Source organism: Sphingobacterium allocomposti, assembly GCF_008124885.1.
Taxonomy (GTDB): Bacteria; Bacteroidota; Bacteroidia; order Sphingobacteriales; family Sphingobacteriaceae; genus Sphingobacterium; species Sphingobacterium allocomposti.
The window spans coordinates 262,665-285,652 of the sequence record NZ_VNHX01000002.1 but is presented as its reverse complement, the minus strand read 5'-3'; the positions used below and the strand labels follow the sequence as shown (position 1 = coordinate 285,652).

The 22,988-nt window shown below is 48.2% G+C and carries 18 protein-coding genes and 1 tRNA gene; 7 read left to right on the top strand and 12 right to left on the bottom strand.

The window, feature by feature from the left end; genetic code table 11:
- Window positions 1-170: 170 nt before the first annotated feature.
- The gene (locus BC792_RS02865; RefSeq protein WP_148907473.1) at window positions 171-1,202 is read right to left on the bottom strand and encodes a quinone-dependent dihydroorotate dehydrogenase; all 1,032 of its coding nucleotides are present in this window, start codon (window positions 1,200-1,202) and stop codon (window positions 171-173) included.
- Between the two features lie 50 nt (window positions 1,203-1,252).
- Between BC792_RS02865 and BC792_RS02860 the strand changes: the two genes are divergently transcribed.
- From BC792_RS02860 to BC792_RS02850, 3 genes are all read left to right on the top strand, one after another.
- On the top strand, window positions 1,253-3,163 hold the full coding sequence (locus tag BC792_RS02860; protein WP_148907472.1) for an ABC-F family ATP-binding cassette domain-containing protein: 1,911 nt from the start codon (window positions 1,253-1,255) through the stop codon (window positions 3,161-3,163).
- Window positions 3,164-3,167: 4 nt separating this feature from the next.
- Entirely contained in the window at window positions 3,168-3,509 is a 342-nt protein-coding gene (locus tag BC792_RS02855; RefSeq protein ID WP_148907471.1) for a hypothetical protein, read from the top strand.
- A gap of 220 nt (window positions 3,510-3,729) precedes the next feature.
- Window positions 3,730-4,833 (top strand): serine hydrolase domain-containing protein, encoded by a 1,104-nt coding sequence (locus tag BC792_RS02850; protein WP_148907470.1) that lies wholly within the window; start codon window positions 3,730-3,732, stop codon window positions 4,831-4,833.
- Window positions 4,834-4,893: 60 nt separating this feature from the next.
- Here BC792_RS02850 and BC792_RS02845 read toward each other — a convergent pair whose 3' ends face one another.
- Entirely contained in the window at window positions 4,894-5,250 is a 357-nt protein-coding gene (locus BC792_RS02845; protein ID WP_148907469.1) for a hypothetical protein, read from the bottom strand.
- 163 nt (window positions 5,251-5,413) lie between these two features.
- On the opposite strand from BC792_RS02845, the gene BC792_RS02840 reads away from it, so the two are divergent.
- Window positions 5,414-5,803: a single-stranded DNA-binding protein gene (locus tag BC792_RS02840; protein ID WP_148907468.1), complete on the top strand. Its 390-nt coding sequence runs from the start codon at window positions 5,414-5,416 to the stop codon at window positions 5,801-5,803.
- A 337-nt stretch (window positions 5,804-6,140) separates the two neighbouring features.
- Here the strand turns inward: BC792_RS02840 and BC792_RS02835 are convergent, their stop codons facing one another.
- Window positions 6,141-7,559: an alkaline phosphatase gene (locus tag BC792_RS02835; protein ID WP_148907467.1), complete on the bottom strand. Its 1,419-nt coding sequence runs from the start codon at window positions 7,557-7,559 to the stop codon at window positions 6,141-6,143.
- A gap of 124 nt (window positions 7,560-7,683) precedes the next feature.
- On the opposite strand from BC792_RS02835, the gene BC792_RS02830 reads away from it, so the two are divergent.
- The 3 genes from BC792_RS02830 to BC792_RS02820 all read left to right on the top strand — a co-directional run bounded on the left by BC792_RS02830 (window position 7,684) and on the right by BC792_RS02820 (window position 8,885).
- Complete coding sequence (locus tag BC792_RS02830) at window positions 7,684-8,472, top strand: DUF937 domain-containing protein (RefSeq protein ID WP_148907466.1); 789 nt, start codon at window positions 7,684-7,686, stop codon at window positions 8,470-8,472.
- A gap of 26 nt (window positions 8,473-8,498) precedes the next feature.
- Window positions 8,499-8,804 (top strand): hypothetical protein, encoded by a 306-nt coding sequence (locus BC792_RS02825; protein WP_148907465.1) that lies wholly within the window; start codon window positions 8,499-8,501, stop codon window positions 8,802-8,804.
- A gap of 7 nt (window positions 8,805-8,811) precedes the next feature.
- Window positions 8,812-8,885: transfer RNA gene (locus BC792_RS02820), tRNA-Ala, on the top strand.
- A 292-nt stretch (window positions 8,886-9,177) separates the two neighbouring features.
- Here BC792_RS02820 and BC792_RS02815 read toward each other — a convergent pair.
- The 9 genes from BC792_RS02815 to BC792_RS02765 all read right to left on the bottom strand — a co-directional run bounded on the left by BC792_RS02815 (window position 9,178) and on the right by BC792_RS02765 (window position 22,616).
- Window positions 9,178-9,657 (bottom strand): hypothetical protein, encoded by a 480-nt coding sequence (locus BC792_RS02815; RefSeq protein WP_148907464.1) that lies wholly within the window; start codon window positions 9,655-9,657, stop codon window positions 9,178-9,180.
- A gap of 537 nt (window positions 9,658-10,194) precedes the next feature.
- A complete protein-coding gene (locus BC792_RS18680) occupies window positions 10,195-10,323 on the bottom strand; it encodes a hypothetical protein (protein ID WP_262713433.1) in 129 nt (42 codons plus the stop codon).
- Between the two features lie 194 nt (window positions 10,324-10,517).
- Window positions 10,518-11,852 carry an MFS transporter gene (locus tag BC792_RS02795; protein WP_148907463.1) on the bottom strand — a complete coding sequence of 445 codons (1,335 nt, stop codon included), beginning with the start codon at window positions 11,850-11,852 and terminating at the stop codon, window positions 10,518-10,520.
- A gap of 9 nt (window positions 11,853-11,861) precedes the next feature.
- On the bottom strand, window positions 11,862-14,150 hold the full coding sequence (locus tag BC792_RS02790; RefSeq protein ID WP_148907462.1) for a family 65 glycosyl hydrolase domain-containing protein: 2,289 nt from the start codon (window positions 14,148-14,150) through the stop codon (window positions 11,862-11,864).
- Between the two features lie 278 nt (window positions 14,151-14,428).
- On the bottom strand, window positions 14,429-15,091 hold the full coding sequence (pgmB, locus tag BC792_RS02785; RefSeq protein ID WP_148907461.1) for a beta-phosphoglucomutase: 663 nt from the start codon (window positions 15,089-15,091) through the stop codon (window positions 14,429-14,431).
- Between the two features lie 65 nt (window positions 15,092-15,156).
- Window positions 15,157-16,995, bottom strand: a complete 1,839-nt coding sequence (locus BC792_RS02780) for a glycoside hydrolase family 13 protein (protein WP_148907460.1) — start codon at window positions 16,993-16,995, stop codon at window positions 15,157-15,159.
- A gap of 12 nt (window positions 16,996-17,007) precedes the next feature.
- Entirely contained in the window at window positions 17,008-18,009 is a 1,002-nt protein-coding gene (locus BC792_RS02775; protein ID WP_148907459.1) for a SusE domain-containing protein, read from the bottom strand.
- 27 nt (window positions 18,010-18,036) lie between these two features.
- Complete coding sequence (locus BC792_RS02770; RefSeq protein ID WP_148907458.1) at window positions 18,037-19,617, bottom strand: RagB/SusD family nutrient uptake outer membrane protein; 1,581 nt, start codon at window positions 19,615-19,617, stop codon at window positions 18,037-18,039.
- Window positions 19,618-19,634: 17 nt separating this feature from the next.
- Entirely contained in the window at window positions 19,635-22,616 is a 2,982-nt protein-coding gene (locus BC792_RS02765) for a SusC/RagA family TonB-linked outer membrane protein (RefSeq protein ID WP_246154801.1), read from the bottom strand.
- Window positions 22,617-22,988 lie beyond the last annotated feature (372 nt).

The following is a 22,988-nucleotide window of genomic DNA, read 5'->3' as shown; positions in this document are numbered from 1 at the left end:
TTTTGTTGGGTAGAGAGCATCCTGATGTCCGTTAAAGCCTACATTAAGATACGAAAAAAGGAGCAGAAAACTGCTGTTTTCCACTCCTTTTTTTAGCCTTTTTTCTAAGGGGACTTTTTCAGTGCCCTTAACGAAAGTGAGCCGCTTTTTTTGTTTTCAGCTACCCTTCCTTACATTTCCTTTAAAATTCCTTTACAAATCCGACTCACCAGAGCGGGACCTTCGTAAATGAAACCCGTATATAATTGGACCAAGCTTGCGCCGGCGTTTAATTTGCCGATAGCGTCAGCAGCCGAATGAATCCCACCTACGCCTATTATAGGGAATGCACCATTCGAACGTGTAGCGAGATATCGGATCACCTCCGTAGACCGGTCCGTCAACGGCTTTCCGCTCACACCTCCGGCCTCGCTCACCAGCGAAGGATCACTTTTCAGCCCCTCCCTGGAAATCGTCGTATTTGTCGCAATAACGCCGGCGATTCCGGTTCCGGTTACGATCTCCACGATATCGTCCAACTGCGATTCGGTCAAGTCTGGGGCAATCTTCAGGAGAATAGGCTTCTGCGTATATTTCGTATGGTTCAAATCCTGCAAAGTATTCAGAATTTTCTTCAATGGTTCTTTCTCCTGGAGGTCTCGGAGCCCCGGTGTATTCGGAGAACTGACGTTGACAACAAAATAGTCTACATAGTCAAACAATGCATTGAAACAGTAAATATAGTCGTTTACAGCTTCTTCGTTTGGTGTCGTCTTATTCTTGCCTATGTTCCCTCCGATAATTATATCCTTACGTTCTTTCAGCTTTTTCAAACGGCCGGCGGCGACATCGGCCCCCTGATTGTTGAACCCCATCCTATTGATCAGGCCTTCATCAGGAACGAGCCTGAACATCCTCGGTTTGTCATTACCCGGCTGGGGACGCGGCGTCACTGTGCCGATCTCAATAAAGCCAAACCCGAGGCCCGCCATATCTTCAATGTATTCAGCGTTCTTGTCAAACCCGGCAGCCAGTCCTACAGGGTTTTTAAACGTAAGACCAAAAACTTCCTTTTTTAATCGGGGGTCATCCACAGTGTAAATAGATTTCAGTAAGGGTTTTGCCCCCCATATCCTGTTAAATTTACGTAGCCCCCCTGTCACCTGATGGTGCGCGGTCTCGGGATCCATCGTGAAGAATATTGGTTTAACGAGTCTATACATATCTGCAAAGGTAGCCAAAGAAGCAGAAATATTCGTTACTTTTGTACCAAATGATATCGATTAACAATTTAACGTTCGAAATTGGCTCACGTGTATTATACGAGGATGCCAACTGGCACATAAAACCGGGAGACAAAGCCGGATTGATCGGCGCAAATGGTGCAGGTAAGTCTACCTTACTGAAGCTTATTGTCGGCGATTATACCCCCACTGCAGGGACGATCTCCATGGCGAAAGACCTCAAAATAGGGTATCTGAACCAGGACCTGCTATCTTACCACTCCGAAAAAAGCATTCTACATGTGGCAATGGAGGCGTTTGAGCGTCAGAACCAGCTTCATGCAGAGATAGAAACGCTACTCCGGAAACTGGAAACAGACTATTCTGACGATATTCTGCATAAACTGAGCGATAAACAAACAGAGTTCGAAGCATTGGACGGTTATAATATTGAGTTCCGTGCGCACGAAATCCTGGCTGGCCTTGGGTTTTCCGAAGAAGAACAGGAACGCCCGCTGGCAACCTTCTCGGGCGGTTGGCGTATGCGGGTCATGCTTGCACGCATCCTGTTGCAGGCACCCGACATTCTGCTGTTGGACGAGCCGACCAACCACTTGGATTTACCTTCCATCAAATGGCTGGAAAGCTACCTTCAATCTTTTGAAGGATCTATTGTTATCGTATCCCATGACCGCTATTTTCTCGACCGCATTATCAATAAGACCGTGGAATCGCGGAAAGGCAAGCTGACCATCTACGCCGGGAACTACTCGTTCTATCTGGAAGAAAAAGCCCTCCGTGAAGAAATCCAGAGCAACCAGTATAAAAATCAGCAGGCTAAAATCAAGCAAGAGGAAAAGCTGATCGAGCGCTTCCGTGCCAAAGCCAGCAAAGCCAAAATGGTGCAGTCGCGTATCAAGGCCCTCGATCGTATGGAGAAGATAGATGACGTGGACGACGACAATCCGGTCGTCAACTTCAGCTTCAAATTTTCGAAACCTTCCGGGCGCCATGTTGTGACGCTCGAACACGTATCTAAATCCTACCCCAACCTGGAGATCCTGAAAGATACCGGTGCCATCATTGAAAAGGGAGACAAGATCGCACTCATCGGAGCCAACGGGAAGGGAAAATCAACCCTGCTTCGAATAGTGGCAGATGCAGATAAAGCGTTTGAGGGTACCTGCACCAAAGGACACAATGTCTCACAGACCTTTTTCGCCCAGCATCAACTCGAAGCCCTTCATCTGGAGAACAGCATTTTGCAGGAATTGGTCGCCTTTGCACCAAAGCACACAGAAACCGAACTTCGGTCAATCTTGGGCTGCTTTTTATTTACCGGAGACGATGTCTTCAAGAAAATCAAAGTGCTTTCTGGCGGGGAGAAGTCCCGCGTAGCGCTGGCTAAGGCACTCACGGCCGATGCAAACTTCCTCGTACTTGATGAACCTACAAACCACCTGGATATGGCCTCTGTCAACATCTTGATTCAGGCGCTCCAGCAGTATGAGGGCACCTTTATTGTCGTGTCCCACGACCGTTATTTCCTCGACCATGTAGCCAATAAGATCTGGTTTATTGAGGACAAACAGATCAAGGAATATCCGGGAACTTACGAAGAATATGAGGAATGGAATGCTAAACGGCCGGCAAAAACTGAACCCAAACAGGAAAAGAAAATTGTTAAAGAACCCAAAAAGGAGAAGGCGGATCCTTCGGATGATAAAAACCGTGTCCTCCAGCGTAAACACAAAGAACTTTCCCAACTAGAAGCGAAAATCGCCGAAACAGATGGACAGGTGAAACAGCTGGAAGCGGCACTCGCCGACGAAGCTATCTACGGCGACGCACAGAAGCTTCAGGAGACAACCAGGGCGTACAACTCGGCGAAAGCCTCCTTAGACCAACTCCAGGAGGCGTGGGAAACACTGGCCGAAGAAATTATGGAACTAGAAGGCTAATATCATGAAGATTATCTATTTTTTATCGTTCTGGACCTGCCAGATTATCTCCAGCATCATCTTCAAATACGGAGGCTTGCACCCCAAATACCACTGGGCTGCGCTCATTGCGGGCAACATCGTGCTGTTATCGGCCAGCTGGGTTCTGATCCAGCTGTTTAAGTCCGTCCCCCAGCCGATTGTTATCGCTTTATGCTCCGGAGGAACGTTTTTAACGGTCCAACTCGCCATGGCCCTATTTTTTAAACAACCTCTATCCTGGATGCAGATACTGGGTTCCTTCGTTATCGTAACAGGTATGGTTATGGTAACCTTCGGCGGAAAAAATGATGCCGCGGTGCACTAGTCCGTACTATTGCCGGCGCTGCCGGCCCAGCCCATCGGCCTTTGCCCTCTGGGTTTCAGACCGGGAAGCGCAACGAAAATACATCAGGGACAACAAAAACGATAGTGCTTTTAAGAAGCTAACGTTTTTTTAATCAACAGCAGGTTTATATTAAAAAACGTTTTGAATTAAAGCTAATAATACCGAACTTTCTGTCTCCATGCATAAAAGAAGGAAAAAGATGAAATTCAAAGCCGGCTTAACCTTATTACTATGTGGAACCTTTCTGCTGCAGTCCTGCAAACTAGGCCGCTTTGTTTATTATAACTATGCAAATATCACCGATTACAAAATCTTTCCCGCCCGGGCGATAAAAGCACCGGAAGCACCCTTTATCTTTCCGCAAAGCCAACAGCCCAAACCGCCCAGAACTGTTCATATCGACGGCAAGGACGAAGATTTTGAAAAATACCTGGCCGACCACCATACAGTAGCTTTTCTTGTTATTCAGCGGGACAGTATACAATATGAAAAATATTTCGACAGCTACAGCGATACATCGGTAGTCGCCTCGTTTTCGATAGCTAAATCCATCACTTCCATACTTCTCGGTATCGCCATTGATGAGGGGTATATCAGATCTATTGACGAGCCAATAACCAACTATATTCCGGAACTGAAAAAAAACGGCTTTGACGCAGTTACCTTGCGGCACCTGCTGCAGATGACTTCCGGACTCGAGTTTAACGAAGGATATACCAACCCATTTGGCCATGTAGCCACCTTCTATTATGGCACGAACCTCCGGAAAGCCATCAACAGACTAAAACTTGCCGACGAACCGGGACAACGTTTCCGCTATACGAGCGGCCAGACACAATTATTGGGGCTCGCTCTGGAGCGTGCGTTGAAAGGCCGCACCGTCAGTTCCTATCTTGAAGAAAAGGTATGGCAACCGCTCGGTATGGAATTCGATGCCTCATGGAGTCTCGACCGCAAAAAAGACGGGCTTGAGAAAACATTCTGTTGCGTAAACGCACGGGCACGGGACTTCGCCAAATTAGGAAGACTTTACCTCCGTAAAGGCAACTGGAACGGACGGCAGATCGTTTCAGAAAGCTGGGTGAGTGAGTCGACAAAAGCCGACAGCAGCGACGGCAGCGCGTGGTATTACCAGCATCAATGGTGGCTCCCGACTAAAGGAGGCGACTTTCTTGCAGACGGCTTACTCGGACAGTACATCTATGTACACCCAGAAAAGGACTTAATCATCGTGCGGCTAGGCAAAAAGACAGGAAATATAAACTGGCAACGTCTATTACCAACGATAGCATCGGCTTATTAAAGCCAGCTCGGCCGCTTCCCCGCGGGCACAGCAGGGGTAATACCGCTGCCGGGGAAGCTGCTAAAGCTTCTGCCGGACAAGCAGGAAGACATCCTGATCTAGTGGCAGATAGCCGTATTCGTAAACAAAGAAATAGATCTGTCCTTTCGCATTGGCCAGCTGGCTGGTGAAAAAATCAAAATTCAAGCCCTTGGACAGGAGCTTCTCCCTTGGAATCTTCAGCATTCTTTCCTCTCCTAGGAGTTCTTCCAAAATCCGTCTGTTTTTCTTTAAGATCCCGTTCACGCGCCGGACAAAGTTGTTAGGTATGCTATTTAGCTTATTGTTGTAAGCATTTCTACAGGCATCGTCGCAATAGCGTTTATCCGAACGTCCTTTAAGGGGTGCACCACAGGTCAAGCAAAGTCGTTGTTCCATTCTTTATTCGTTTACAAACGTTTACAAACACTTACAGTCGTATTTAATTGGTTAACTACCGGCTCCACCCCCTGAATCCGCTAGCTTTGATCTGTCAATCAAGCAATATTGACGCTATAAATTTAATACAAAGTATATTGATTAACAATTAAAATTTAAGATTATGAACATGCTAGTAAATGCGGTCCAGCTTATTGGACGTCTAGGTGCAGATGCAGAGATTAAAACAACCACGCAGGGTACCAAAGTATCAAACGTTCGTTTTGCGACAAACGAATACTCAAAGAACAGTAAAGGTGAATGGGTAGAAATAACCTACTGGCATAATTTGGTTTTCTGGGGCAAATTAGCGGAGAAGTTAGAGAAAAACGGCCGAAAAGGCACCCGTCTGATGATACAGGGGTCACTCACTTATCATGAGTACGTCGATGCACACGACATTAGACGTGAAGTGGCAGACATCCGTGTACAACAATTTATTGTTCTTGAAAGCGCCAATCCGCAACGGCAGCTCGTTGCCGAACAGGAAGAGACAGAAGACCTTCCTTTTTAGCATACGGAAAGATTTTAACAATTTTTATCGCATAAGGAGCTGGCGGCGACAGAGCCTCCTGGCTCCTTATTTATAGCTGTATAGAAAATATGCCAGCTTAAAATATCACCCAGTCTGCAGGTCCCTGGGGGCGCTGCAGACTGGGTGAATAAAAAGACGCTTCAGACGCCCGACTGTGCCAGTCCTTCGACAGCGGTCCGCGCAATATCCGGTGATTCTTCGCTGACACGCCTTGTGTAAGTCAGTATGTTCTAATCCGCTAAAGACCTCCGACGGGCCTTTTTCCCGCATCACCCTTACATCCGCTCAGGACGACAGCGTGAAAAGCTGGTCATTACTATTCGTCAATAGTCCAGCCGGCCAGTTCAGCCAGCTTTTTAGGTATGTCTATATTCTCCATTTTGTGCGAAAACTGCTCTGCTCCTGCGCCAATGGCGAAAATAGGAATATAGGCGGCTGAGTGGTTACCGGAAGCCCAGCCTACCGATCCAGCAGTATTCAGCATCTTCACTGCTTCCGAGGCCAGCTTGTCATCGTTCGCATATAGGCTTTTTGCTGCCTCTTCCTCGTGCTTTACGAAGCTCTTTTCGTAAATAGCAAACAAGTGAGCTTCCTCTTCCTTACTGACTTTTACGGCACCGAAAAGGCCTAGCTGCGCCTGCAACACCTGCTTTACTTCGTCCCATGCAACCGTCTTGCCGGAAGCTCTCAGATCCGACAGCATCTGTGATAGCGCCGTCTGCGACACTTTCTGCTGCGCAAGCAGCTTTGTGTTTAGGCGGCTGCTGCCATTGCCGATGGCGATTCCGCCCGTTTCGTGATCGGCGGTGACAATGATCAAGGTCTCATCGGGGTGCTTTTCGTAAAAGGAAACCGCACGCTTTACAGCTTCATTAAAATCCAGCACCTCTTGAATCGTCGTTGTCGCATCGTTTGCATGCGCTGCCCAGTCGATCTTCCCCCCCTCGACCATCAGGAAAAAGCCCTGATCATTGCCTCTCGTCAACGACTCGATAGCCGACTCCGTAATCTCGGCGAGGTTTAAATCTCCCGGTTGTTGATCAATCGCATATTTCAACGATTCGCTGTCGGAACCTTTCACGTTCATTAAGATAATTTTATCGGCCTTGTCCTTGATACGCTTATAGTCGGCTAACCCATAGGCTAAGGTGTAGCCCGCCTGTTCAAACCGGGGGAACAATGAGGGTACCTGCTCGTTTTTAGCATTTTTGTCAGGGCGAAGAAAACCCGAGCCTCCAAAGAAGTCGAAGTTCGACTTTACCAGATCCTGCGCAATCTCGTAATACATATTGCGGCTTGGCTGGTGCGCATAAAAAGATGCAGGTGTTGCATGATCTATGCTAACCGAAGTGGTGATGCCAACTTTGTATCCTGCTTCCTTGGCCGCGTAGGCTACACTTTTATACGAAATTGTCCCCGCACTGTCCATTCCGATAACCCCGTTTTTGGTTTTCTTGCCAACTGCAAGTGCTGTTCCCCCAGCTCCTGAATCCGTGACCCCATGCGATAGGGAATACGAGGTAGCGAACGTCGCGTATGGAAACGTTGAGAATGCCAACGGGAAAACCGTGTTACGATCCTGTTGCGCTGCCAGAAAAACCTCCGTAAGATTAATCTGGTTCAGCCCCATTCCGTCGCCGATCATGAAAAAGACATATTTCGGTTTTTGCTGCGCGGAAACAGCCTGCACAAAGAATAATAAAAAGAGATAAAAAAGTACGTTAATTTTCTTCATTTCAAATGTTTTTATGACGGTAAAGATAAGATGCTAATATAAACTAAATATTAAGCCGGCAAGCGCAAGCGAAAACAAAAGATAGCAGAAATTGTTCAAATACGGAACAAGAACAGGAGATAAAATGGAAAATTTAATTGTAAACGCCGCCCGAAGCCTCTTTAATCAGGAAGTTGTACAACGCATGGCCAATCGCTTTGGTGAAAGTCCTGACCATTTACGCAAAGGGCTCGAAGGTGTCATTCCCACCGTCTTGCTGGCGTTGCAAAGAAAGGATCCCGATGACCTTCAGCCCATACTCGACCAAGCCAAACTGACTTACGGAACGCTCAATGCCACGTCGAGGTTTAACGTGGAGACGCCGGCAGAGGAACAGTTGGATAACAGCGCCGCAACGCAACAAAGTCTGATGCTGCAACTGTTCGGAGGCAATTTTATTACGGTCGTCGAAGCTGTACAGATGTATGCCGGCGTAAAATCGGAAGCGGCCAAAGGACTCATATACGCGAGCGTCCCGGCTATCTTCTCAGTGTTATCACGAAATGGAGCCGACTGGAGTACGCAACATATCTATGCGACACTGCAGGACAACAGAGCCGGTATCGTTGAAATGTTACCAAATGCCTTGAGTACACTTACCGTAAACACAAAAATGGACGAAGGAAGACGTGCCGCTGTCCCTCCGGTTACGCCGGCCGACGCTATCGTCGATCCAACCCATACGTCTCCGCCACAGACTGTTCATAATGCTCCTTTAAAGCATACCATACAGAAACCTAATAAGGTACGCCGGTCAAATATCTGGTGGCTGATTGCCTTTGCTATCATCCTCGTACTGTGGTTCATGTTTGGCAGGGGTTGTCAGGGTAGCAGCAGCAGCACAGCCGATCAAGATACAACCGCTGTATATTAATCCAAATAATTACTACTTTTGTCGGTATGACGGCACAGCAACGTGAGATGATCGTAGGCGATTTTGAAAGGTATATGCGTTATATCCAAAGTCAAAATCGGGCATTTACATTAGCAGATTTCGTAACTTTTGCGACATCATTAATTAATTTTTATTCCGGAAGCCAACTGATAGACACGGCAGAGCGGAAAGATACAGCGCTGATACTCAGCAGCTCTTTTAACAAAGGGCTCGGCAACCGCATCACCGAAGACGACATAGGTCAGATTTCAGAATTGATAATTTCCGATCCGACTCTTGACTATTCCATATTAAGTCCTATATTTGCATAAATTTTATGGGGGATTAGCTCAGCTGGCTAGAGCGTTTGGCTGGCAGCCAAAAGGTCATCGGTTCGACTCCGATATTCTCCACGAGGGGCTGTATCAAATTTCAAGATACGGCCCTTTTTTCATTCTAGCGGAATTCGTGATGGTCCAGGATGCAAGTCCGGTATCAAGTAGAATCAACCAAATTTTCCGGGGAAGATCAATTGAGATCGATAATTACGGGCATTCCGGGAGATGCTAACCCCGCATTACTGTGTAACAGCTATCCGATTCCGAAGCGTATTGAACTCTTAGGGATTCTAACGTGCAAGGCAAAATCAACCTAAAATAATTTATAGCGGTACCGGACAGATATCGTGGGTACGTTTTTTAAAATCTAAAACAGTTCATTGTTAATTGAAAAATACAGCAGTTTTTCCTCTCCGGAAAAGGAAAAGTGCTTTGCTGACGTTATTTGAACCAACGTGGACGACATTACGTTGATGCTGCATGTCATTACGTCGACCGCGGACGTAAACATGTCGACCGCGGACGTAAACTCGTCGACCGCGGACGTAAACACATCGACCGTGGACGTAAACACATCGACCGCGGACGTAAACTCCTCGACCGCGGACGTAAACTCCTCGACCGCGGACGTAAACACATCGAGCGCGGACGTAAACTCCTCGACCGCGGACGTAAACATGTCAACCGTGGACGTAAACACATTGACCGCGGATGTAAACACATCGACCGTGGACGTAAACATATCGACCGTGAACGTAAACACATCGACCGTGAATGTAAACATGTCGACCATGGACGTAAACTCGTCGAAGGTGAAAGCATTTACATCGAATGCTGAAGAAATCACCTTAGATGTAGACGTTATGTCATCTGATGCTCACGTAAGTACGTCAGCGCCCGGTGTAAAGTCATCCGCTGTCCACGACATAGCGTCCGCTCCGCACAAGTTTACGTCGACAGCTGGCGTAATATCCGCCAGCGCTGACAAGATTACGTCCGCGCAACTTTTTTTGGATTATTGTGCGTAGAATGCTTTTAAGCAGCTTTAAGAACAACTTCTTACAAATTCCAGCTCCTGCTAACGAGGAGATCAACGGACAATTTATTTCCGGAAGCGTCGCCCTTAATTCTAACTATTTATTCTTACCAGATCTCACAACTTGCGCAGGTCATTCAGTCCGTCGTCGTCGCTGGACGATCCTAGATACCGGACAGATCATTACAGGAGATTGGAACCTTGTGCGCGAAAGTGCTCGGATGACGACGGAATTCGGGCTTTTTTAAAAGGGATATTTCCTCTATAAAAAAGTTCTTAATGGCAGAGGAGAGATCGATAAATTGCTTTTATATAAACGCGGCTATTATGCGCCTAACGGCAATTTATCTAAGTTTGGATAACCATCCGATCAGTGCCCATCTTTTGGGGCTTCTGTTCCAGCTGGACGGCAAACAGCTCCAAGATCAGTATAAGAATCACCTGGGCGACTTTCATGACCGGGATCAGAAACCTCATGCGGAGTACCGGACTGTATTCCCTAACAATATATTCCCGCAGCTCGGTATCAATGCATCCGCAAAATCATTCAATGCAAAACTTAAGGCTTTTAGAAGCGTGTTTCGCGGTGTAAGAGATACAGCATTTTTCTTATATCGAGTGATGAAATGGTATGCAAAAAAACATTCCCCCAAAAATTCCGGTATGATCCGTCATTCCTTTATCCGCCACACGGAAATCGCCCCCAACAGCATAAATATTCCCCCAAGCAAAATTCCATATATTGGCTCACTGCCAAACAGGTACTTGATAATCATCCCCCCGAAGAAACCGCACACAATCTGCGGGAAGGTTATGAAAAAGTTGAAGATGCCCATATACACACCCATTTTATGGGCTGGCAGGCTGTCACTCAAGATGGCATACGGCATCGAGAGAATGCTTCCCCAGGCAATACCGATGCCGAGCATCGTCAGCAATAGTACATTTGGAGACGAGATAAAAAACATGGAGATCAGCGACAATCCACCTACCGTCAGCCCAAAAGCGTGTACGTTAGTCCGTCCGAAGCGGCGGGCTAGTTTTGGAAGGAGCAGGGCATATATAGCCGAAACACCATTATAGACGCCAAACAACACCCCGACCCAGTTGGCTGCCTCCTCGAATAGCTGGGGCCTTTCGCCCTCCATCTTATAGAACACATGCTCCGCAACCGCCGGTGTCGTATACACCCACATCATGAACAGCGCGAACCATGAAAAAAACTGTACCCACCCCAGCTTTTTCATGGTGAGCGGCATCCGCCGGAAGTCGTGAAAAATCACCATTAGACTTTGTTTCGCCGGTATCTTGGGCTCTTCTTCCCCGGCCTCCGTAAAAGACCCGAGCTCCTGCGGAGAATACTCTCTTGTTGTAAATACCGTCCACAAGATCGTGGCGATCAACACAATTGCCCCCGCATAGAAGGAATAAATTACATTCTGCGGTACGATTCCGGCACCGCCTTCCGCAGAAATAGGCAGATATTCAGCCAGAAGATAGGGCAGCCAAGATCCTATTACCGCCCCTATACCAATAAGAACGGTCTGCACCGAAAAGCCCAAACTGCGCTGCGCGCTCGCCAGATTGTCGCCGATAAGGGCGCGGAAGGGTTCCATTGTCACGTTAATGGAGGCATCCATCAGCATCAACATCCCTGCTCCAATCAGCAAGGGCGGCAATATGGCCGTAAACATGGCGATATTGGGCATCAGAACCAGTGCGACCGCTGTTAGAACTGCTCCGGCAAGAAAAAACGGCCTCCGCCGCCCCATCTTTGTCCAGGTCCGGTCGCTATAGTGTCCGATAATCGGTTGCACTAGCATGCCTGTAAGAGGAGCAGCAAGCCAAAACAAAGATAGGTGCTCGACATCCGCACCGAAGGTCTGTAGAATGCGGGACGCGTTTCCGTTCTGCAACGCAAATCCCATCTGTATACCCAAAAAGCCCATGCTCATATTGACAATCTGAACAAGCGACAAACGGGGTTTAACACGTATATTTTTCATGCGGATAAATTAAGACTTCCGTTCCGGTGATACGGAGATCGGTTCTCCGTTAAAGATAATACTAATTTCACAGTCCGATAGATTTTTGATCTCGAAGCCGTCCTGACGAACCCGTATATGGAGTTTAACACCCCTATACTGCACATGGAAAGCATAGCTTAGCCAATTTTTGGGAATAAAGGTCTGGAAATGGAGCTTTCCTCCGCGTACGCGCATCCCCGCGAACCCTTCAACAATAGCCAGCCAGGTACCGGCCATGGATGTGATATGCAAACCGTCTTCTGTATCGTTGTTATAATCGTCTAAATCCAAACGCGCTGTGCGCAGATAAAACGCATACGCTTTTTCCTCTTTGGCCAACTTTGCGGCGATGATCGCATGTACACAGGGAGACAAGGAGCTTTCATGTACCGTCAGTGGTTCATAGAAATCGTAATTTCGACGGATTGTCTCCTCGTCAAATTCCTCTTCAAAGAAATATAGTCCCTGCAGTACGTCGGCCTGCTTAATATAACATGAACGCAGAATGCGGTCCCAGCTCCAGTGTTGGTTTAACGGCCGTACCGACGGGGGAAGATCGGACACGGGCACCAGTTCTTTATCCAGGAAGCCATCTTGCTGTAAAAAGATCCCCCGTTCTCTGTCCTCAGGAAAATACAGATTGTCTATAATATGTTGCCAACGTTTACGTTCTTCATCCTTAAACTTTACCTTCACCAGCAGCGCGGTTAGGCGGTCGTCTCGCTTCGTTCGCTCCTGTTCCAACACGGCCAATGTGTAACGCAGGCACCATTGGGCAATCCGGTTCGTATACCAGTTGTTGTTCACGTTATTCTCGTATTCGTTCGGGCCCGTTACTCCGAGCATAACATATTGCTGTTTATGCGCGCTCCAGTTGACACGCTGCGCCCAGAAACGGCTGATACCGATTAAGACTTCCAGCCCGTGGGACATCAGGTATTCCTGATCATCGGTATAGCGCACATAGTTGTAGATGGCATAGGCTATTGCTCCGTTCCTATGGATTTCCTCGAAGGTGATTTCCCACTCGTTATGGCACTCTTCGCCATTGATTGTTACCATCGGATAAAGAGCAGCACCATCCGTGAAGCCTAGCTTGGCGGCGTTATCAATAGCTTTCTCCAGATGCTGGTACCGATACAGCAGTAGGTTGCGGGCAACATGAGGATCTTGTGTTGCAAGGTAGAATGGCAAACAATAAGCTTCGGTGTCCCAGTAGGTAACCCCTCCATATTTTTCGCCCGTAAACCCTTTCGGCCCAATATTCAGCCGGGCATCCTCGCCAGTGTAGGTTTGGTTGAGCTGGAAGATATTGAAGCGTATCGCCTGCTGCGCCGCAACATCACCTTCAATCTGTATGTCGCTCTCCGCCCACACACGTGCCCAGGCAGCGGCCTGCATCGCCATCAATCTGCTGTAATCTTTTGAAGTTATTTTCCTGAGGCTATCCATAGCCACTTCTGCCAATTTATCGAGCGGATGGTTCATAGAACTGACTATCGCCACGTATTTTTCGATACATATCGGTTCTCCAGCTTTGACTGCCATGGTCCAACTTTCGCCGGTGTAGAGCCGGCGCTTTGTTTTATTTCCTGCCGATTGTTCCGTCCCGCCGATCCGACAGACATGCCGTAGACGTGCTTCGACGCGGAACTTCGTTTTTTTGGTCTCCGAGACAACCACGAGGTCGTTTTCAATATCTTCGGCAATAGGCTCCCAAAAACGCTCATCGTAGTTACTGTCGCGATTCATAACGTCGCCATCCAGATAGGAGGTCACAGAAACAGCGGCATCGGCGTCAAGCACCTGCAAGGAGTATTGTAAGGACGCAGTGTCCGACTGGAACAGATGATACATGCGCTTCGTTTCCACCTGTATTGTTCTTCCATTCGGCATCGTTGCCACGACTGTACGATACAGCACACCGCCTTTCATATCCAGACGACGCTCAAACCGCCGGATATCACATGTCGCCAGATCCAGCTTCTCGCCGTCGATTTCAATATCGATGCCGATCCACTGCACAGCATTGATAACCTTCGCGAAATATTCCGGATATCCGTTTTTCCACCAACCCACGCGCGTCTTGTCAGGGTAATAAACGCCAGCCAGATAGCTCCCCTGCATGGTCTTCCCAGAATAATACTCTTCAAAATTTGCCCGCTGTCCCATCCGTCCATTACCGATGGAAAAAATACTTTCAGAAAATTCGTTGTGCTCCGGTCTAAATCGATCCTCTATAATGCACCAAGGATCGTGTATGATATAGTTTTTCATGTTCCGCGTTAGTTATATATAGATGTTAAGTTGTGAAGAAGTTAAGTCGTAAAGACCTCCGCTGAAAGCGATATAGAAAGACCAAGGGCCCCACGCCGGAAGATACAGCGACACACGCACGGCTAACTTCCCCGTTCTTCGGGTTACCAACAAGTCGCCTTGCAACAGCGCCTGATATGCTCCGGCCAAAGACCTCTACTCCGGGGGCGCAAAAGCCGTTTGCCGGGAGAGCCATCCGCTGCACGGCAGACACGGGCCGGACATAAGGCCGGCCCTTACTAAGCCCACACATTGGGAGATAGGTCTGACAAGCCGTTTACCCGCGCGTCGTACTGTGTCAAGGCATGCGCTTTGTCCACGGCAATCACTGCCATGCCTGCTGATCGGGCGGCAGCTATTCCAGCCTGCGCGTCCTCGAATACGACACAGTCTGCCGGCAATATTCCAATAGCTTCGGCTGCCTTCAGAAACACTTCTGGGTCCGGCTTTGAACGCGTCACCGCATTTCCATCGATAATAGCATCGAAATAGTCTAGGATACCTGTTTTTTCTAAAATCCGAACAGCATTTTTGCTTGCCGAACCTAGAGCAATTTTCTTGCCCTCTCCACGTAAATAGGTCAATAAAGCTATGGTCCCGGGAAGAACGTCCCCATTCTTCATGCCGTCTATCAGTTCGAGGTACCAGGTGTTTTTCATCCTTGCCAGGCGCTCCTTCTCTTCGGCCGGCACCACCTTTTCGGCCCACTTCAAAATCAGTTCCAGCGATTCTACGCGGCTTACCCCCTTCAATTGTTCATTTTCGGCTTCTGTAAAATCAAAATTAAATTCCTTGGCCATGTGTCTCCACGCCTGGTAGTGAAATACGGCCGTATCCACCAATACGCCATCCAGATCAAATATGACGGCGGCAGATTTATCTATAATTTCCTTTGCGTTCATTTATTTGTTATGGGCGATAATTTTAAGCTTTAGCGTTTTTTATAGAGGTAACAGCCTGTAGCTATTTACCGCAGCTCCAATACTACTGTCTGTCTACCATGCAACGATACACGTTCAGGCAACGCAGACGACTCCCCTGTTAAAATATTCCGAACGGTCTTCGCCCCTGCAGTACCCTCCGTGAAACGTGCAAGTCCAACTTCCCGCTCCTCGTCGCTACAGTTCATGATGACCATTACCCGCTCGTCTTCCTCATAACGGAAATAGACATAGACGTCATTTTGCGGTACGTAATGGGTCATTTTTCCATGTTGCAACGCACGGCTTCGCTTTCTGTATTGTGCCAACGTGCGGACGTGGTTAAACATCTCATTTTCTTTGTCTGTACGTCCCGCTGCCGTAAACTTATTGACTTCGTCGCCGGGAAATCCGCCTTTGAAGTCATCTCTGACAAGGCCGTCCGGCCTGCTGAAATTTTTCATGAGGATTTCTGCACCGTAATACATCTGCGGAATCCCACGATATGTCAGCAGCCAGCTGAAAGCGCTTTTATATTTTTCGAGATGCTCTCCCACCGTTGAAAAGAAGCGGTCTTTATCGTGGTTATCAAGGAAAATAACGTTAGCCATAGGATTCGGATAAAGGTAATCACCACTCACGGTGTGGTACAGACGTTCGGCGCCTCCTTTTTCCTGATTCAGCGCGTCACCGATAGCATAGGTCAGCTGAAAGTCCGTCACGCCTTCCAGCTTCGTATCTATTTGCTGACCCACTTTCTGTCCTCCCAGGAAATAAGCTTGGTTTGCTACGCTCTGTACCCATGTTTCCCCAAAAAAGGTAAACCGGGGATACTCCGAGCGGATTGCCTCCTTCCATTTCCCCATAAACGTTAGATCGTTATAGGGGTAGGTATCAATGCGGAACCCGTCGACACCAGCTTCCTCAATCCACCAGATATGGCTTTGCGTAATGTACTTCTGCACCTTTTCATTCTGGTGGTTCATATCGGGCATAGTTTCTACAAACCAACCCTTTTCCATAAAATCCTTATCCGCCCGTGTGCCGTAGGGGTCAAACATTGTTTGATCTTTATAGGTGGTTTGTGTAAATGTCTCCGATTCGTGCAGCCAGTCGGATGACGGCCGGTCGAGTACTGTCCAATGGTGCAAACCCACATGGTTAGGCACCACATCGTGTATCAGTTTCATTTTGCGTTTATGCAGTTCTTTTCCTAGCTCACGGTATGTGTCAACTGTACCGAACCGTGGGTCTATCTGGTAATTCTCGGTGTTGGCGTAGCCATGGTAAGAAGCCTTCGGCATGTCATTCGTCAAGACAGGCGTCATCCATAGCGCTGTCACGCCGAGGTCTTCAAGGTAATCCAAGTTGTTGATGATTCCTTGGATATCACCTCCGTGCCGGTAATACATGGAGTCCCGATTTACAGCGGTTTCGCGCATACCCTTTACGGAATCATTGCTGGGGTCGCCGTTCGCAAACCGGTCCGGCATAATGAGGTAAATGAGGTCAGCTGCATTCACTCCCTGTGCCTTCACCAGGCTTCTGTCTCTGTCTTTCAGGATATAGTCCCGGCTTAGAACTTTCCTACCTCCTTTATATAATTCTATCGGGTATATGCCGGCCTGTGCATCGCCCTGAATCGCTACATCCAAGAAAAGATAGTTCTTGTTCTCCACCCGATGTACTCTTTTCAATTCCATACCGGCTTTGGGCAACTTCACTTCGCAATCGCCGATATCTGTACCGTACAGGATGATCTGTAACTCGGGGTTGTGCATGCCCACCCACCAATGCAGAGGTTCGGCCCGCTGGATGGATTGCCCTTGGGCAAAGGCAATCCATACGATAAGGCAGGCGCTGATTAAAATTCTTTTCAAATTCATGAATATGGATATTTATTTTCTAGTGAGACTATATTTACCATTCTCTAAGTCTAGTACGACATGATAGGTACCAGCTTCGGCTATGACAATATTGTCGCCGTTTAGGATGCCGTTGGCACCTCCGTAGTTCGTACCCCAGTCACGGTTCTTCCGGAATTTCATCGGGCCGGCCTTCAATTCCACGGTCGCCCTCCACAGCTGCGCACTATTGTCGTAACGCATATCGATATCGTTTTCCCACCCTGCTGCGGCGTCGCCGACAATTCCCCAACTATGGTCCTTGAAAGAAATGGTGTTTTCATTTGTGTTGACCGTTAGTTCTAGATTACCGGGTTTGGGCGCTCTAATGTTGCCGGACGCGGTCAATGATATCCTTCCTGCTCCGTCGTCGCCATACGCTGCATCCCAGCTGCGCTGTGTTGTTACCTTAAACTCCAGATCTCCTTCAGGAAAATAGATAATGCCGGTATAGACTCCGTTACTCGTTGGCGAAATCAGGCTTTCGGCCGTTTCTATAGCCCAGCCCTGATAAGCACCGGGTACATACAAAAAGCTGATGGCCGCATACGGTGTAGCGGACAGGGGCAACACGTTTGAGTAAAGTTCAGTAAACGTCGGAGAGATGGTCGACTTTAAACGGAGCTCCAGATCGGTGGCTTCATCTACCGGTAGCTCCATAGCGAGCAATAGCGTGTTCAGTTCCAACGTGGTAAAGCTGTAGCTGCTATCACCCGCCGTCAATGCCACTTCCCGGGCGCCTTCAAAGTTCTTTCCTTTCACTCCGACCTGTAATATGTTGGTAACGGCCGCCTGGAATCCAAAGTCGGCCGGCTTCCATTGTAGCACCAGTGCCGTCTCGTCAGCGTGTTCTTTGGTGAGCACAATCGACGACACCGACGCTTGCAGTGAAGCTCCGGCTTTTGGCACCGCGATTAGCTTGGTTTCATCCTTACTGCAAGCGCCCCCCAGGAGAGCAAATAGTAACGCGAATGCGATTATATTAAACGTTTTCATTAGTTCCTAAGTTGAATATGTCCTGTATTAATACCCCGTATTTTGTTCTAGATTCGGATTGGCGATCATATCCGCTGCGGGAATAGGGAAAAGGGTGCGAAAAGATTCAACAGCCCGACCTGCTGCCAGCCCCCCTTTAAAGGGCCACAGATAATTTCCCCCGGTATACCGTCCATAACGGATTAGGTCGGTCCGTCGGAAAGCTTCCCAATACAGCTCCCGGCTTCGCTCATTCAACACGATGTCCAGCGAGACAGCCGTGAGATTACCCGACGCGTTACCATACGCCCGCTCTCTGAGAAGGTTAAGATATGCCAGTGCTTGGTTATTGCTACCGCCCGCTCCCCCGCGCAGCACAGCCTCTGCATAGATCAGATATTGCTCAGCCAGACGGAACAGCGGAAAATCAGTCGACACAAATGTGCCGTTGACCGAGCGGCCATCCCCACCGGCGGAAGTTTTATTGGTGAATTTAGTAACGGCCAATCCTTCCGTGAATACCGCCGGATCCTCGATATTAGGGTTACTGCCAAAAAACATTGCCCGCTTATCCGTGTCACCGCTAACATCATCAAAGGCGGCCGGCAGCGTACTCCGACTACGGTTACCGCCCCAACCCCCACCCGGAATTCCGAAATTAGCTGGCGTCATCGAGCCGTGTACGGATGAGTTGATGATAAAAGTAGTTCCACCGTTATTCTGCGTCTGCACCCCGTCGTACGCGATAGGAAAGATCACCTCCGGGTTGTTCTGGTCGTTATCCGCCATAAAGAGCCGATTATACTCCGACATCAGGTTATACCCTGCGTCAATCACCTTAGAAGCATAGGTTACAGCCTCGCTATACTTACCGTTGCCTTGCCCCAGGTACACTTCTGCGTTGAGGTACAGACGAGCTAAGAGTGCCCAGGCGGCAGCCCTATCAGCACGGGCGTATTCGTTTTGCCTAGGTCCGGCTAACAAATTTTCAATGGCAAGCAGCTCAGCCTCCACATAAGCAAACAGATCGGCACGTTTAATCTGCTGCGGAGGTGTGATACCTATTTCATTTTCCTCCGTTATAAACGGCGGGTTACCGAACAGATCCATGAGTACCCAATACTGGTAAGCACGGAGAAACCTAGCTTCCGCGCGGTATTGCTGGATAGCTGTAGCGTCAGCGCCCGTAATACCTCTCGCTGCCAATTTTTCGTCGGTACTTTCACGTAAAAACTCATTGATGACCGTAATGTGGTAGATACTCCGCGTATACAACCCACGTAGCATAACATTACTGGAATTCCACGTCTGATAGTTGAGTTCGGCTACGCCCGGATCGCCCAGCCAGGCACAAATACCTTCGTCCGTCGTCAACTCCTGTGCATTCCAGTAAAGGCGTAAAAAATCGGACGTCCCAGCATCTATGCCACCAAGGTCGCTGTTTCCGGGCCCCGCGCCGCTTGTCAAGGCGAAGCTACCGTACACCTTGGCCAACGCATTTTTATATCCCTCCGGCGAACCATAAGCAACATCCGCCGTGATGTCGTTTGTTGGCCGTAAATCCAGATTCTGACTGCAGCTTCCCAGGAACAGAGCCGCACCGATTGCTAAAAATATAATCCGTTTCATTTTTTTTCAGTTAAGGGTTAAAAGTCTAAGTTTATGCCTAAAACATAGGTTCGCGGCCGCGGATAAAAGCGGTTATCGATACCACCATTAATTTCCGGATCGACACCCTTGTAGTTACTCACAACAAACACGTTCTGTACGTTTGCCGAGATGGTTAGCCGTCCAACCCCGTTTCGAAGAATGCTTCCCGCAGCGTAGCTTAAAGACAGATTATCCATTTTTAAGAATGATGCATTATGGATATAGTAGTCGCTATTGTACTGTTTTTGATTAAACTGCGCACTTAGAAACGTCACAGGCGCATTGTTTATCGGCCCGTTCGGGTCAAGCACATTGTAACGGCTCGCAAAATTGGAAGATACATTATCATAAACATAGTTGCCGATGTTTGACCGCAGCACGGTGTTCAATGTCCATTTTCTATAGTTCAGCTGCGCCGTAAACCCGAGTAAGTAGTCCGGAAGGGGCGATTTATAAAAGTAACGGTCATTATCATTGATGATACCATCTCCGTTCAGGTCTTCGTAAACCTCTTCCAGCGGACGCCCGTCTTCGCCATACACCTGTTTGAATACACGGTAGCTGTACGGTACGTGGTTCACGACATGTGCCTGAATGTTATTTCCGGTGCTGCCGGATATACCTCCCTGCTCTACAAGATAATTAGGATCGTCGACTGCCGTTAAGTTGGTGACTTTACTGCGGTTGTAAGTAAAGTTAAAGCCCAGGTCAAGACGTAGATCTTCGTTACGGATGGCCGCTCCGTTAAGGCTGAATTCTACCCCTCTGTTTTCCATATTTCCGACGTTCGTCAACAGTAGGTTACTGAAGTTCGTTCCCACAGGGATCGGTATTGTACTTAGTAAATCTTTTGTCTTCTTAAAATACACATCGACGCTACCCGAAAGCCGTCCATCGAGAAACCCATAATCGATTCCTCCGTTATACGTCGCGGTGCTTTCCCACCGGATATTTCTGTCATATGCTAGGGGAGTATACATCGGGTAAAACGTATCCCCGAACTGATACAGCGACTCATTCACGCTTCGCACATAATTTGGCAGGTAAGAGAAGTTGGCTATACCATCCTGTTGGCCCGTGACACCATAACTCAGTCGCAGGTTCAGGTCAGAAACAGCCGTATTTTCTTTTAAGAAACTTTCCTCTTTAATACGCCAGGTCGCGCCAAGCGAAGGAAATACGCCCCATCTGTTCTCTGCGCTAAAGCGCGACGACCCGTCCGTACGCACAGTCCCAGAAAAAATGTATTTGTTGGAATAGGTATAAATTAAACGCCCGTAATACGAGATCAGTCTGCTATGTGGAATATCGAAAGGAAAAGCTGGCGTACTCAATACTGTACCGTCGGCGCTTGTCCTGTCAAAATTGTATTCCTTCGATCTATTATCATAATAACCATAGCCCGCAGTCACATTGATATTGCTTTGAATATCCGTCAGATCCTTTGTATAGTTCAGGTAAAACTCGCCTACGGTATTATTAATCTCCTTCTTATACCGGGTAACCTCGCCCAGCGTGTTAATATGCGACGCTGCGAATTCCGGAATAAAGACACCGCCCTCGCCTCTAGACACATCGTACCCGAGGTTAAGATTCGCATGGAGTTCGGGAAGGAAAGGCAGTGCATAATCGAATTGGATATTACCGAAGCTTCTAGACACCTTTCCATGGTCGTCCTTCAGATCTATCAGCGCCACAGGGTTCCGCGGCGCATTCGGGTTCGGATCCTCCCGCTTTGTATCATTGTTAAACTGTGTCCATTCATAGTAATTACCAAACCGGTTTTCAGTATGCACAGGTTTAGTCGGATCAAACTGTATAGCAGCACCAATGGCATCCTGATTCGCAAATTGCGAACTTGATATAGACCCCTTTAAATTGATATCTATCCGGAGGCTGTTGTCAAAAAATTTAGGTGCAAAGTTGATGCCGGCGGTCGTCCGCTCCATACGGTCGCGCTTTAATATTCCCTGCTGGTTCAAGTAACCTACGGATATCCGATAAGGCAGATTGGAACGAATAGACCCTGCTACACTTAGGTTGTTATCCGAGGCGAACGCTTCCCGGTAGATCTCGTCCTGCCAGTCTGTGTTAGCATCACCGAGGGCTGCCCGCTGCGCATCGTTCCCCTCAGCGTGGACGTATTCACGGATCTGATCAGCCGAAAGCACATCGACCTTCCTGGCCACCTGTGCCAGCGAATTCTGGGAGCTAAAGTTAACCGTAGGCTTTCCGCTCACACCCTTTTTTGTCGTGATCAGGATTACCCCATTCGATGCACGCGAGCCGTAAATGGCCGTTGCGTTGGCATCTTTCAACACCGTAAACGTCTCAATGTCGTTTGGGTTGATCAGGCTTAAAGGATTGGCAACACCTGAAATCGCACCGGTCGAAAGCGGTACCCCATCGACGACAATCAGCGGGTCGTTACTTGCATTTAACGATGCCCCCGCCCGTACGCGGATCGTACTGCTTGCACCGGGCTGTCCGCCACTGCTGGTAATCTGGACGCCAGCCACTTTACCAGCTATCAACTGCTCGGGCGAGCTGATAAGTCCTTTCTGAAAATCTTCCGAAGAGACCGTCGTAAGCGAGCCCGTTAGTTCACCTTTCTTCTGTGTACCGTATCCGATGACCACAACTTCATCAAGGCCACTGGCAATAGCCGTCAAGGTAAAATTCAGCGTGTTGTCACCAGCCGCCAAATTGATGTTTTGTTCCTTCTGATCGTAGCCGATCATGAATACGCCTACTTTGTATAGACCCGGCGTAACACTGTTAAAAGAATATACGCCCTCTGCACTGGTAGAGGTGGCGTTTTGCTGGCCAATGAGTTGAACTGTTGCCCCCGGCACAGCGTTCCCTTCGCTATCTACAACGCGGCCATGAAGCCGTGCAGTCTGTGCAAACGTCAGTGTACAAAGCAACATTAAGAAACCGATGGCCATTACGCTACGTAATGTGAATGTGTTCATCATATGTTTAGTTTGTGTATGGTTAACTGTTTAATTATTTGCATTTAAATATGTGGGCAGGGGATATGCAATAGGCCTATCGGTTTACCGATCAATGCCAGTGATATCCGTTTATCCTGTCAGATTTATGATAGTGTCCCGGCCAGCTCTTGCTCCCTTCCTAGCGGTGACAGGCCGAAGTGCCATCATACATAGCAATCGTATGTTCGTTTTCATCCTCAAAAGCGGTTAACAAACCATCGGGAATGTTCCCGAAAAAATCCGTAAAACTTAATTATGGAAGAACATAAAGTATAATAAATACAGCTTACTCTTGTGATCCCTCTATAATTGTTAGCATTTCGGGAATGTTCCCGAAACAGTTCAAAGATAAAA

What these genes read in the sequence shown, in the direction of transcription:
- BC792_RS02865 (WP_148907473.1), bottom strand. Translation starts at nt 1,202, where the DNA reads ATGTATAGACTCGTTAAACCAATATTCTTCACGATGGATCCCGAGACC.
- BC792_RS02860 (WP_148907472.1), top strand. Translation starts at nt 1,253, where the DNA reads ATGATATCGATTAACAATTTAACGTTCGAAATTGGCTCACGTGTATTA.
- BC792_RS02855 (WP_148907471.1), top strand. Translation starts at nt 3,168, where the DNA reads ATGAAGATTATCTATTTTTTATCGTTCTGGACCTGCCAGATTATCTCC.
- BC792_RS02850 (WP_148907470.1), top strand. Translation starts at nt 3,730, where the DNA reads ATGAAATTCAAAGCCGGCTTAACCTTATTACTATGTGGAACCTTTCTG.
- BC792_RS02845 (WP_148907469.1), bottom strand. Translation starts at nt 5,250, where the DNA reads ATGGAACAACGACTTTGCTTGACCTGTGGTGCACCCCTTAAAGGACGT.
- BC792_RS02840 (WP_148907468.1), top strand. Translation starts at nt 5,414, where the DNA reads ATGAACATGCTAGTAAATGCGGTCCAGCTTATTGGACGTCTAGGTGCA.
- BC792_RS02835 (WP_148907467.1), bottom strand. Translation starts at nt 7,559, where the DNA reads ATGAAGAAAATTAACGTACTTTTTTATCTCTTTTTATTATTCTTTGTG.
- BC792_RS02830 (WP_148907466.1), top strand. Translation starts at nt 7,684, where the DNA reads ATGGAAAATTTAATTGTAAACGCCGCCCGAAGCCTCTTTAATCAGGAA.
- BC792_RS02825 (WP_148907465.1), top strand. Translation starts at nt 8,499, where the DNA reads ATGACGGCACAGCAACGTGAGATGATCGTAGGCGATTTTGAAAGGTAT.
- BC792_RS18680 (WP_262713433.1), bottom strand. Translation starts at nt 10,323, where the DNA reads ATGAGGTTTCTGATCCCGGTCATGAAAGTCGCCCAGGTGATTCTTATA.
- BC792_RS02795 (WP_148907463.1), bottom strand. Translation starts at nt 11,852, where the DNA reads ATGAAAAATATACGTGTTAAACCCCGTTTGTCGCTTGTTCAGATTGTC.
- BC792_RS02790 (WP_148907462.1), bottom strand. Translation starts at nt 14,150, where the DNA reads ATGAAAAACTATATCATACACGATCCTTGGTGCATTATAGAGGATCGA.
- pgmB (WP_148907461.1), bottom strand. Translation starts at nt 15,091, where the DNA reads ATGAACGCAAAGGAAATTATAGATAAATCTGCCGCCGTCATATTTGAT.
- BC792_RS02780 (WP_148907460.1), bottom strand. Translation starts at nt 16,995, where the DNA reads ATGAATTTGAAAAGAATTTTAATCAGCGCCTGCCTTATCGTATGGATT.
- BC792_RS02775 (WP_148907459.1), bottom strand. Translation starts at nt 18,009, where the DNA reads ATGAAAACGTTTAATATAATCGCATTCGCGTTACTATTTGCTCTCCTG.
- BC792_RS02770 (WP_148907458.1), bottom strand. Translation starts at nt 19,617, where the DNA reads ATGAAACGGATTATATTTTTAGCAATCGGTGCGGCTCTGTTCCTGGGA.
- BC792_RS02765 (WP_246154801.1), bottom strand. Translation starts at nt 22,616, where the DNA reads ATGATGAACACATTCACATTACGTAGCGTAATGGCCATCGGTTTCTTA.